Raw genomic sequence first — 12,167 nt, forward strand, 5'->3', positions numbered from 1 at the left:
TTGGAGAGCAGACTGATGACCAAATTTCGTAGCGCCTTCGCGGCGATCGCAATCGCCTCGGGCGCGCTGCTTCCGGCCGTGTTCAGCCCGGCGGCGGCGGCGATCGACACCAGCGATCCGCAGCGTTTCATCTCGACCTTCACCACGGACGGCTTCCTGGCGATGCGGACCGGCAATCGCGAGGCGGCCAAGGCCAAGTTTCGTGCCCTGCTGGCCCAGAATGTTGCGGTCGAGCAGATCGGTACCCGCCTGATCCGGCGCTGGCTGCCGACGACCTCGCCTGCACAACAGGCAGCCTATAAGGCGGCACTGCCAGGCTATGTGGTCGGCACCTATGCCGACCGCCTGTTCGAATATTCCAGTGCGACCGTGCGCGTCATCCGCGCGCAGCCGACCGCCGGCGGCGGCGCGGACGTGTTCACGCAGGTGATCAAGCCCGGCTCGCAGCCGATTGCGGCAACCTGGTCGGTGGTGAAGGTCAATGGCGCGTGGAAGGTGCTTAACCTCAATGTCGCCGGCATCAACGTTGCGATGGCGCAGGCCGCCGACTTCGACTCGGTGATCCAGCGCCAGGGCTTCGACGCGCTGGTGCGGATGATGAAGGCGCGCGGCTAAAGCGCGCACTTGCAAGGCCCGCTTACCGGCGCCAGGAGGCATTTCCATGAGCAAGATGCACCTGGTGTTCGGCGGGCGGGTCAAGGATCCGCGCACGCTCGACTTCGAAGATCTGTCAAAGGTCGACGTGATCGGTTTCTTTCCCGATTATACGAGCGCCGAGAAAGCCTGGCGCGCGGCGGCGCAGCGTACGGTCGACGATGCCGAGATGCGCTATGTCATCGTTCATCTGCACAGGCTGCTCGAACCAGTCCCTAAAGACTGAAGGTTGCCGTCCCCGAAGCTGGCGTTTCGTAAGGTGCTCTTGGCTGCCTGAGATCCCAGCGTTCGCTGGGACGACGCGCCGACATTACGCCTTGCGGTAACGCCACCGCAGTAGCGGGCGTGCGAGAACCAGACCGGCAATGAACCCGCCGACGTGGGCCGCCCAGGCGATCGCCATGCCCTGCATATGCGAAACGAGGCCGAGCAGCAGCTGAACCGCGAGCCAAGCCGCCGCCAGCCAGGCGATGTGCAGCCAACGCGCGACTTCGGGCGAAAGTTTGGACGGGCGGCGCTGACCATAGAGCATGGCGTAGGCACCGACGAGTGCCGAAACCGCCCCACTTGCACCGATCATCGGCACGGGCGAATGCGGGCTGGCCGCATATTGCGCCGCCGCAGCGGCATAAGCGCCGACGACATAAAGCGTGATCACGCCAGCACGGCCCAGCGCGACCTCATCCTCCCGACCGCAATAATAGAGCATCACCAGGTTGAAGCTGAGGTGCAGTAAGCCGCCATGGAGTAAAGTGGCGCTCAAGGGTGTCAGCCAGACCGGGAGCGCGAACGTTGCCGGCATTTCCGAAACGCGCGCCGGCACGAAGCCGCCGGCGACCGCCGCCATATCGAGGCTGCCGAGTGCGCTCAGCACAAAATAGCTGGCGACCGTCGCCACACAGAGCGCGATCGTCATCTTGGGAGGAGCGGTCCTCACCGACTAATCGCGTCCAAAGAGGCCCGCATCCTGGCTATGAGGCGACTGCTGGCGCCGTCGGCCTCCGCCCGGCCGACGGAGGCGCGCGCCGGCATCCGCGTCAGATGAACTCGATGCCGGTGACGACGTAATATTTGTCGCCCGAGGGCACGGTCACTTCGACCTCTTCGTCCACCTTACGGCCGATCAGCGCGCGACCCAGCGGGGAGGAATAGGAGATGCGCCCAGCCTTGGCGTCCGCCTCAGTCTGGCCGACGATCTGGTAGGTGATGGGCTTTTCATCCTCATCGACAAGATGAACCGTCGCGCCGAACACCACCTTGTCACCCGACAAGGTCTTTGGATCGATGATCATAGCGCGCGAGAGCTTGTCCTCGATGTCGGCGATCATCGCCTCGATCTGGCCCTGGCGCTCCTTGGCGGCATGATATTCGGCATTTTCGGAAAGGTCGCCATGGGCGCGCGCTTCCTCGATCGCATCGATGATCTGCGGCCGCTCCGTCTTGAGACGCGCGACCTCGGTGGTGAGCATGTCATGCCCTTCCACCAGCATCGGCATCTTCTCGTCGCTCGCCATTTCAACCAAACCCCTTGTGAACCGTAAAAAAATCGAACCGTAAAAAATCGAACCGTAAAAATCTGAACCGTCATAAACCAACCCCCGCGCCGCCGGTTGGCGACGCCCGCATCTTCGCGATGTCTGGGATCGTCAGTTAGCCATGATAGGATTGGAGCGAGCGCACTTCAAGGCTGTGCTCCCTTAAGGCCGCGATCGCGCGCACCGCAGCCACCCCTGCCGCAGCCGTCGTGAAGTAAGGAATGCGCGCGAGCATCGCCGAGGCGCGGATCGATTTCGAATCCTGCAGCGACTGCCAGCCCTCGGTCGTGTTGAGCACCAGCTGCACGCCGCCATCCTTGAGGCGGTCGACGATGTGCGGCCGACCCTGCATCACCTTGTTGACCTGCTCAACCTCGAGCCCATGCGCCTGCAGGAAAGCGGCGGTGCCGTCAGTCGCGACGATCGTGAAACCGAGTTCGATCAGATGGCGCACCGCCGGTTCGATTACCGGCTTGTCCCCCGGCTTGACCGAAACAAACACCGTCCCGGCCTGCGGCAATACCGTACCGGCGCCGAGCTGAGCCTTGGCGAAGGCGGTTGCGAAATCGCGGTCGATTCCCATCACTTCGCCGGTCGACTTCATTTCCGGCGACAGCACCGGATCGACGCCCGGGAAACGCGCCCACGGGAAGACAGCCTCCTTGACCGCGATATAATCGATGTCGAGATCGACCTTGGGCAGGTCTTTGAGCATCTCGCCGGCCATTACCCGCGCGGCGATCTTGGCGATTGGCGCGCCCACCGCCTTGGCGACGAACGGCACGGTGCGGCTGGCGCGCGGATTGACCTCGATCAGATAGACCTCGCCGTCCTTGACTGCGAACTGGACGTTCATCAGGCCCTTGACCTTGAGTGCGCGGGCGAGCGCATCGGTCTGGCGCTCGATCTCGGCGACGATCTCCGCAGACAGGCTGTACGGCGGCAGCGAGCAGGCGCTGTCGCCTGAATGCACGCCAGCTTCCTCGATATGCTCCATTACGCCCGCGATGACGACGTCGGTGCCGTCGGCGATCGCATCGACATCGACCTCGATCGCGTCGCGCAGATAGCGGTCGATCAGCACGGGCGAGTCGCCCGACACCTGCACCGCGGTCGCGATATAATTGTCGAGCTGGGCGGGCGTATCGACCACCTCCATCGCCCGTCCGCCCAGCACGTAGGAAGGGCGCGTCAGCACCGGATATCCAATGCGCTCGGCGACCGCGATCGCCTCGTCGCGGCTGCGGGCAATGCCATTGGCCGGCTGCTTGAGACCTAGTTTCTCGACCAAGGCGGCGAAGCGTTCACGGTCTTCGGCCAGGTCTATCGCGTCAGGCGAAGTACCCAGAATGGGGATGCCCGCATTCTCCAGCTCCTGCGCGAGCTTGAGCGGAGTCTGCCCGCCGAACTGGACGATCACGCCGACCAATTCGCCATTCTGCTGCTCGACATGGAGTATCTCAAGCACGTCCTCGGCCGTCAGCGGCTCGAAATAAAGACGGTCGGACGTGTCATAATCGGTGCTGACCGTCTCCGGATTGCAATTGATCATGATCGTCTCGAAGCCCGCGTCCGACAACGCGAAGCAGGCGTGGCAGCAGCAATAGTCGAATTCGATGCCTTGGCCGATGCGGTTGGGCCCGCCGCCCAGAATGACGATCTTGCGCCGGTCGGTCGGATGCGCCTCGTTTTCGGGCTCCCCGAACGCCGGTGCCTCGTAGGTCGAGTACATGTAAGGCGTCTTCGCCTCAAACTCGGCCGCGCATGTGTCGATGCGCTTGAACACCGGCCGCACACCGAGCTTGTGGCGGTGCGCGCGCACCTCGGCCTCGGTCACGCCGCCGGACATGGCGCTAATCGCGTCGTGGACGATGCCCGAGCCGCGCGCGATCTCGCGCTGCATGCCCGGCAGGTTAGCGCTGTTGAGCGCGAGCCACGCAAGGCGCTTGTCCGAAAAGCCCATGCCCTTGAGCTTGCGCATGCCGGCGGCATCGCCGGGCAGGCCGTCACGGCAGACCCGCTCCTCCGCGCGCACGATCTCGGCCAATCGCTCGACAAACCAGGGATCGTACTTGGCGATGCGGTGGACTTCATCGACGGTGAAGCCCTCGCGCAATGCCTGCGCGGCGTTGAGCAGGCGATCCGGTGTCGCCTCCGCCAGGGCTGCCTCGATCTCGGCGCGCGGAGCACCCTTCAGCCGATCGACGATGTTGAGACCCGAAAGCCCCGTCTCCAGCCCGCGCAGCGCCTTCTGCAGGCTCTCATGGAAGTTGCGGCCGATCGCCATCACCTCGCCGACCGACTTCATTGCCGTGGTCAGATTGTCGGAGGCACCCTTGAACTTCTCGAACGTAAAGCGCGGGATCTTGGTGACGACATAATCGATTGTCGGCTCGAAGCTCGCGGGCGTCGCCCCGGTGATGTCGTTGTCGATCTCGTCGAGCGTGTAGCCGACCGCCAGTTTGGCGGCGACCTTGGCAATCGGGAAGCCGGTCGCCTTGGACGCCAGCGCAGACGAGCGCGACACGCGCGGGTTCATCTCGATCACGACCAGGCGGCCGTCCTTGGGATTGACCGCGAACTGGACGTTGGAGCCGCCCGTCTCGACCCCGATCTCGCGCAACACCGCGATGCTGGCATTGCGCATGATCTGATATTCCTTGTCGGTCAGCGTCAAAGCCGGCGCGACGGTGATGGAGTCCCCGGTATGCACCCCCATCGGATCGACATTCTCGATCGAGCAGATGATGATGGCATTGTCGTTGCGATCCCGCACGACCTCCATCTCATATTCCTTCCAGCCGAGGACGCTTTCCTCGACCAGCACTTCGGTGGTCGGCGACAGATCGAGCCCTGAGGTGACGATCTCGATGAATTCCTGGCGGTTATAGGCAATGCCCCCGCCCTGCCCGCCCATCGTGAAGCTGGGCCGCACGATCGACGGCAGGCCGACGAAATCGAGCGCGGCGACCGCTTCCTCGACCGAATGGGCGATGCGCGAGCGCGGGCTTTCCAGCCCGATCTTATCCATCGCATTGCGGAATTTGAGCCGGTCCTCGGCCTTGTCGATCGCCTCGGCATCGGCGCCGATCATGACGCAGCCATATTTTTCGAGCGTGCCGTCGTGCCACAAAGCGAGAGCGGTATTGAGCGCAGTCTGCCCGCCCATCGTCGGCAACACCGCGTCGGGGCGCTCCTTCTCGATAATCTTGGCGACCACTTCGGGCGTGATCGGCTCGACATAGGTGGCGTCGGCCATGTCGGGATCGGTCATGATGGTCGCCGGGTTGGAATTGACCAGGACGATGCGATAGCCCTCCTCGCGCAGCGCCTTGCACGCCTGCGTCCCCGAATAATCGAACTCGCACGCCTGCCCGATGACGATCGGGCCCGCGCCGATGATGAGGATCGATTTGATGTCGGTACGCTTGGGCATTATTGGCTCTCGTTCGTATATGCTTCGTTGCCGACGAAGCCCATTTTCATGCCCAACCCTGGAAGTTGCTTCAGCTTTTCCAAGGCGCAATCGACGCTTTCGTATTCTGCTGTCGGTTCGGGACGAAGACGCACTTCGTCGCCGCTGACCAGCAAGGTTGATCGTGAAAGCCTACACTGATCGGCGATCGCATCGAGGGCACCCTGCCGTTGTTCAAGGGACATCTTTTTCCAGTTTGTTGGAACAGGTCCGGGTGCACGCGCGCAAGCGCCCACCAACAGCGCTAGCAACAGCGAGCGGATCAACGCAACGCACCCACGAACTGCTCGAACAGATAGTGGCTGTCTTGCGGACCAGGGCTGGCTTCGGGGTGATATTGCACCGAGAAAGCCGGTTTGTCGGTCAGGCGCAGACCCGCGAGCGATCCGTCGAACAACGAGATATGCGTCGGCTCGGCATTGGCGGGCAACGTCTCGGTCAGGACCGCGAAGCCGTGGTTCATGCTGGTTATCTCGACCCGGCCGTCTTCGCTGCGCTTGACCGGATGGTTGGCGCCGCGGTGGCCCTGGTGCATCTTGGCGGTCTTGGCGCCGACGGCGAGGCCCAGCAATTGGTGGCCGAGGCAGATGCCGAAGATCGGCTTGGCGATCTTGAGCAATTCCTGGATCACCGGCACGGCATAGATGCCGGTGGCAGCGGGATCGCCCGGCCCGTTGGACAGGAACACGCCCTCCGGATTGTGCGCCATCACGTCCTCGAACGTGGCGGTCGCCGGCACCACCGTCACGCGCGCACCGGCGGCGACGAGGTTGCGCAGGATGTTGCGCTTGAGACCGTAATCGATTGCGACAACGTGGGGGCCGTCGGGATTGGCGGCGTAGGCCGCATAGCCCTCGCCCAGCGTCCACAGGCCGTCATCCCACTTGTAGCTCTGGGTGGACGATACTTCCTTGGCGAGGTCCATTCCTTCCAGGCCGGGCCATTGCCGGGCCTGCTCCAGCAGCGCATCGACATCAAACTCGCCCTTGGCATTATGCGCGATCACGCCGTTGGGCGCGCCGCCGAGGCGGATGGCGCGGGTCAGCGCACGCGTGTCGACCCCCGACAAGCCGATGCGGCCATTGTTGCGCAGCCAACCGTCGAAGCGCTGGGTCGAGCGGAAATTGGACGGATCGGTGACGTCCTCACGCACGATGCAGCCGAGCGCATGCGGGTTGATCGCCTCGATATCTTCCGGATTGGCGCCGACATTGCCGATATGCGGGAAGGTGAAGGTGACGATCTGCCCGGCATAAGACGGATCGGTCATCACCTCCTGATAGCCGGTCATGGCGGTGTTGAAGCAGACCTCGCCGACGGCGGCGCCCTCAGCCCCGAATCCCCGGCCCCAGATGACACTGCCATCCCCCAATACGAGTACGCCGGTGGCTCCTGCGGGAGACGGCGCGCGTGGGGTCGTGGCGTCGGCCATGGTGGGCGGGCACTCCAATGGGTGAGCAGCGATGTCGCTAAGCGGCGTCTGCTAGATGGCCTGCCCCCACCGGTCAACTCTACCCAATCCGGCCGGACCGGGTTAGCATGGTGGTTTCCGCTCTTCCCGAGAGATTCCGATGATTCGAGACGATATCCAGGCGGCGCAGATTGCCGCGATGAAGGCGCGCGACACCGCCACCCTCAACGCCAGCCGGTTGATCCTGGCTGCGATCAAGAATCGCGACATCGAACTGCGCACCTCCGCGTCCACACCCGACGACGACGTGGTGGTGACCGAAGTCATGCAGAAAATGATCAAGCAGCGCCGCGAATCGGTTGAACTGTATCAAAAAGGCGGCCGCCAGGAATTAGCCGACGCCGAACTGGCCGAGATCGCGGTTATCGAACGCTTCCTCCCCCAGCAGATGAGCGAAGAGGAAGCGGCCAGCGCCATCGATGCGATCGCGACGGAGCTCGGTGCGACCTCGGTCAAGGATATGGGCCGCGTGATGGCCGCCATGAAGGAGCGCCATGCCGGGCAGCTCGATATGAGCAAGGCCAGTGCGCTGGTTAAAGCGCGGTTGGCGTAAGCTGCTGCCCTCCCGCTTGCGGGAGTTGATGAGTTAGTCTCCGTTCGTCCTGAGCGAAGTCGAAGGACGCTTCTGGGAGCAGGGATGACGTTCTGGGCCTATATGTTACGATGCGCCGACGAGCGTTTCTACGTAGGCCATACGGACAATCTTGAAGGACGAATGAGCCAGCACCAGCATGGCCGCTATTGCGATTTCACGGCCCGGCGACGGCCGGTCGCTTTGGTGTGGTCGCAGGAGTTCCCGACGCGCGAGGAAGCGCTTTCGGCGGAACGCCGGCTAAAGGGATGGACACGTGCGAAAAAGCTGGCCCTGATCGAAGGGGATTGGGCTCGCATCTCGTGGTTGGCCATTCCGCCGAAGGAACGTCCTTCGACTTCGCTCAGGACGAACGGTGAGGGTGCGATTACCGCACTCCCCTCCCCTGACCCCTCCCGCAAGCGGGAGGGGAATTCCTGATGTCGCTTTCCCCGCAATTCCTGGACGAGTTGCGCCACCGGACGATGCTTTCCGCGCTGATCGGCCGGTCGGTGAAACTCCAAAAGGCCGGCCGCGAATATCGCGCTTGCTGCCCGTTTCACGACGAGAAGACGCCGAGCTTCTACGTCAATGACGACAAAGGCTTTTACCATTGCTTCGGCTGCTCGGCGCATGGCGACGCGATCCGGTTCCTCACGGAAGCCAAGGGCATGCCGTTCATGGAGGCGGTCAAGGAACTCGCCCAGGCGGCGGGGATGGATGTGCCTGCGGCCGATCCGCGCTCCGCCGAGCGCGCCGAACGCGCGACCGGGCTGGTGGCCGCGTCGGAGGCGGCGCAAAGCTGGTTCGCCGAGCAACTGCAGGGGATCGCGGGTGCGGAGGCTCGCGCCTATCTCGCCAAGCGGGGCGTGCCGGACGATCTGGTCAAGGCATTTGGACTCGGTTTCGCGCCCGATTCGCGCGGCAAGCTCAAGGCAGCGCTCGCCAGCTTCGGCAACGATACTTTGATCGAGGCGGGGCTGCTGATCCTGGTCGACGAGAAGGAGCCCTATGACCGTTTCCGCGGGCGGCTAATCTTTCCCGTGCGCGATGCGCGGGGAAGGACAATCGCGTTCGGTGGGCGCATCCTCGATGCGGGCGAGCCAAAATATCTCAACTCCCCTGACACGCCACTCTTCGACAAGGGTCGCACGCTCTACAATCTCGATCGCGCGGCGCCGGCTAGCCGCAAGGCCGAGCGCGTGATCGTTGTCGAAGGCTATATGGACGTGATCGCGCTTGCGAGGGCCGGCATTGACGAGGCGGTAGCCCCGCTCGGCACCGCGTTGACCGAGGCGCAGATCGAGCGGCTGTGGCGCCTGGTGCCGGTGCCGGTCCTGTGTTTCGACGGCGATAAAGCGGGGCAGAAGGCGGCGATCAGGGCCGCGTTGCGTGCGTTGCCGATGGTAGGGCCTGACCGGTCGCTGCGTTTCGTGACCTTGCCTGACGGGCAGGATCCAGACGATCTGGTCAAGGCAGGCGGCAAGGCAGCGTTCGAAAACGCGTTGCAGTCGGCGATCCCTTTGGTCGACCTTATCTGGCGCCACGAAGCGGGGGCAACCGCCCTCGACACGCCCGAAACGCGCGCCGGGCTGCGCCGCCGTCTTGCCGAACATGCCGCATCGATCACCGACCAGGGCACATCCGAACAATATAAGCTGGAATTCCGTCGGCGCTTCGACGCGCTCTTTGGCGCTGCGCCGCCGCGTCAGCACAGTGAAGGCCCGCCCTTTCGCGAGCGCCAGCCGTTTCGCCGCGGCGATTTCCGCAAGCCCCCGCCTCGCCCGACGTCCGCCGGCGCGCGATCGATCGGCAAAAGCGGCGTCGACCGCATGTTCGCGCGCGCGGTGATTGCCGGGCTGGTGCTCCACCCAGGCACCGCGGCGGCGCATGCGGAGGCGCTGGCAGGCCTGGAGCTGGGTGATCCGGTGTTGGAGCGCATCCGTGATGCACTGGTCGACGCTGCTTTCACCGGCCGCTCCCTTGAAGGTGGCGGCGCGCATTCCATATTGGCGGATGCCGGGCTTGAAGCGGCAACGGAGGAGCTGTGCCGGACGAACGGTCTTGCCTTTTCCTTTCTGCGCAGCGATGCGGACCCGAGTCGCGCAACACGCGACCTGGGGGAAGCGATCGATGTGCTGGTGACGCGGCCATTGATCGAACAGGCGCTCACCGAAGCAACCCGCACGTTCGGTACCACCACCGACGAGGCGAGCTTTGCGGAACAGCAGCGTTTGACCCGCGAAAAGCAGGACGTCGAACGCAGGCTGATGGATTTAATGCAGCCGGAAGGCGAATGAACGAGTTGACGGGGTCTAAGAGGTAGCATGGCGAAGACGGCAGTGGCAGCGGCGGGCGGAACCGGCGATGGTGGAGACGGCGGGGATGCGCCCCTGATCGATCTCAACGACGCGTCGATCAAGAAGGTGTTCGCGCGCGCCAAGAAGCGCGGTTACATCACCTATGACGAGCTCAACGAAGCGCTGCCGCAGGACCAGATGGCCTCCGAGCAGATCGAAGACGTCATGGCTGCCCTCAATGAGATGGGCGTCAACGTCGTCGAGAATGAGGAAGCCGGCGAAGAAGGCGAGCAGCCGCAGCAGGCGGACGAAGACGAAGTCGAGGAAACGACCGGCGACGAGGCTGTTGCGACCTTCACCGCCACCGCGACCAAGAAGGAAACGGTCGATCGTACCGACGATCCGGTGCGCATGTATCTGCGCGAAATGGGCGCGGTCGAATTGCTCTCGCGCGAGGGCGAGATCGCGATCGCCAAGCGGATCGAGGCCGGCCGCGACACGATGATTCAGGGGCTGTGCGAAAGCCCGATCACGTTCAACGCGATCATTGATTGGTCGACCCAGCTCAACGAAGGCACGATGCAGCTTCGCGAGATCCTGGATCTCGATGCGATGGTTTCCAAGGGCCCGACCGCCGAACAGGTCGAGGGTGCGGAGGACGACACCGGCGAGATCAGCGAGAAGAGCGCCGGCCCATCGTTCAAGGAAGAGGATGAGCCGGAGGAGGCGCCCGCCGCGGACGAGGACGAAGACGGCCTGACCGAACGCCGCGTGCCCCGCCCGTCCGACGACGATGATGAGGACAATACCTTGTCGCTGGCGCAGATGGAGGAGCAGCTCAAGCCGCAGGCGCTGGAGAAGTTCGCCGCCATTACCGCGCTCTATAAGAGCTTCGCCAAGCTGCAGGCCAAGCGCGTCAACGCGCTCGGCATGGGCGATGATTTTCCGAAGGGGGAAGAGACCAAATATCAAAATCTGCGCGAAGAGCTGACCGCGCAGGTCGAAAGCGTGAAATTCCACGCCGCCAAGATCGAGCATCTCGTCGATCAGCTTTATTCGTTCAACCGCCGCCTGACCGCGCTCGGCGGCCAGATGCTGCGCCTGGCCGAACGTCACAAGGTGCCGCGCAAGGATTTCCTCGACCGTTATATCGGCCATGAAACCGAGGAAGGCTGGCTGGCGACGGTCGCCAAGCTGGACAAGAAGTGGACGGCCTTCGCGACCGAAGAAGCCGATCCGGTCGAGCGCATCCGCGCCGAGATCGGGGAAATTGCGTCCGCGACCGGCATGTCGCTCCCCGAGTTCCGCCGCATCGTCAACATGGTGCAGAAGGGCGAGCGCGAGGCCCGTATCGCCAAGAAGGAAATGGTCGAAGCGAACCTGCGCCTCGTCATCTCCATCGCCAAGAAATACACCAATCGCGGCTTGCAGTTCCTGGATCTGATCCAGGAGGGCAATATCGGCCTGATGAAGGCAGTCGATAAGTTCGAATATCGCCGCGGCTACAAGTTCAGCACCTACGCCACCTGGTGGATCCGTCAGGCGATCACACGCTCGATCGCCGATCAGGCGCGCACGATCCGTATCCCCGTCCACATGATCGAGACGATCAACAAGCTGGTCCGCACCAGCCGGCAGTTCCTGCACGAGACCGGCCGCGAGCCGACCCCGGAAGAACTGGCCGAGCGCCTGAGCATGCCGCTCGAGAAGGTGCGCAAGGTGATGAAGATCGCCAAGGAGCCGATCTCCCTCGAGACGCCGATCGGCGACGAGGAGGATTCGCATCTCGGCGACTTCATCGAGGACAAGAATGCGGTGATCCCGGTCGACGCCGCGATCCAGGCCAACCTCAAGGAAACGGTCACCCGCGTCCTTGCCAGCCTCACCCCGCGCGAAGAGCGCGTGCTGCGCATGCGCTTCGGCATTGGCATGAACACGGATCACACGCTGGAGGAAGTCGGCCAGCAATTCTCGGTCACGCGCGAGCGTATTCGCCAGATCGAGGCCAAGGCGCTGCGCAAGCTCAAGCATCCGAGCCGCAGCCGGAAGATGCGGAGCTTCCTCGACCAATAGGTCGGGAGGCGGAGACGGCTTGCCGCTGATCATCATGGCGATCAGGGCCAAGCAATCCGTTACTGCTTTGGGTCCGGATCGCCGCGGC

11 protein-coding genes are annotated in these 12,167 nt (G+C 63.7%); 6 read left to right on the forward strand and 5 right to left on the reverse strand.

The genetic code is table 11. The features are described from left to right. Positions 1-15: 15 nt before the first annotated feature. On the forward strand, positions 16-615 hold the full coding sequence (locus DX905_RS03770) for an MlaC/ttg2D family ABC transporter substrate-binding protein (protein ID WP_116090164.1): 600 nt from the start codon (positions 16-18) through the stop codon (positions 613-615). Positions 616-661: 46 nt separating this feature from the next. Then, positions 662-880, forward strand: a complete 219-nt coding sequence (locus tag DX905_RS03775; protein WP_116090165.1) for a DUF4170 domain-containing protein — start codon at positions 662-664, stop codon at positions 878-880. Positions 881-964: 84 nt separating this feature from the next. On the opposite strand, the gene DX905_RS03780 is transcribed toward DX905_RS03775, so the two are convergent. The 5 genes from DX905_RS03780 to carA all read right to left on the reverse strand — a co-directional run bounded on the left by DX905_RS03780 (position 965) and on the right by carA (position 7,096). Then, a complete protein-coding gene (locus tag DX905_RS03780) occupies positions 965-1,591 on the reverse strand; it encodes a rhomboid family intramembrane serine protease (protein WP_240320708.1) in 627 nt (208 codons plus the stop codon). 100 nt (positions 1,592-1,691) lie between these two features. Then, positions 1,692-2,168, reverse strand: a complete 477-nt coding sequence (gene greA, locus DX905_RS03785; protein ID WP_116090167.1) for a transcription elongation factor GreA — start codon at positions 2,166-2,168, stop codon at positions 1,692-1,694. A gap of 136 nt (positions 2,169-2,304) precedes the next feature. Further along, complete coding sequence (carB, locus tag DX905_RS03790; protein ID WP_116090168.1) at positions 2,305-5,625, reverse strand: carbamoyl-phosphate synthase large subunit; 3,321 nt, start codon at positions 5,623-5,625, stop codon at positions 2,305-2,307. Beyond that, positions 5,625-5,930, reverse strand: a complete 306-nt coding sequence (locus DX905_RS15940; RefSeq protein WP_162875445.1) for a hypothetical protein — start codon at positions 5,928-5,930, stop codon at positions 5,625-5,627. Before DX905_RS15940 ends, carB begins: the two co-directional genes overlap by 1 nt. Next, positions 5,927-7,096: a glutamine-hydrolyzing carbamoyl-phosphate synthase small subunit gene (gene carA, locus DX905_RS03795; protein WP_116090169.1), complete on the reverse strand. Its 1,170-nt coding sequence runs from the start codon at positions 7,094-7,096 to the stop codon at positions 5,927-5,929. The genes DX905_RS15940 and carA overlap by 4 nt, the downstream gene beginning before the upstream one ends. 139 nt (positions 7,097-7,235) lie before the next feature. On the opposite strand from carA, the gene DX905_RS03800 reads away from it, so the two are divergent. The 4 genes from DX905_RS03800 (at position 7,236) to rpoD (ending at position 12,079) form a co-directional block, all read left to right on the forward strand. Then, positions 7,236-7,688: a GatB/YqeY domain-containing protein gene (locus DX905_RS03800; protein ID WP_116090170.1), complete on the forward strand. Its 453-nt coding sequence runs from the start codon at positions 7,236-7,238 to the stop codon at positions 7,686-7,688. A gap of 84 nt (positions 7,689-7,772) precedes the next feature. Continuing rightward, on the forward strand, positions 7,773-8,147 hold the full coding sequence (locus tag DX905_RS03805) for a GIY-YIG nuclease family protein (protein ID WP_116090171.1): 375 nt from the start codon (positions 7,773-7,775) through the stop codon (positions 8,145-8,147). After that, the gene (gene dnaG / locus DX905_RS03810) at positions 8,147-10,006 is read left to right on the forward strand and encodes a DNA primase (protein WP_116090172.1); all 1,860 of its coding nucleotides are present in this window, start codon (positions 8,147-8,149) and stop codon (positions 10,004-10,006) included. Before DX905_RS03805 ends, dnaG begins: the two co-directional genes overlap by 1 nt. A gap of 27 nt (positions 10,007-10,033) precedes the next feature. Beyond that, positions 10,034-12,079, forward strand: a complete 2,046-nt coding sequence (gene rpoD, locus DX905_RS03815; protein WP_116090173.1) for an RNA polymerase sigma factor RpoD — start codon at positions 10,034-10,036, stop codon at positions 12,077-12,079. Positions 12,080-12,167 lie beyond the last annotated feature (88 nt).

This window comes from Sphingomonas crusticola (genome assembly GCF_003391115.1).
In the GTDB taxonomy this organism is placed as follows: Bacteria; Pseudomonadota; Alphaproteobacteria; order Sphingomonadales; family Sphingomonadaceae; genus Sphingomonas_I; species Sphingomonas_I crusticola.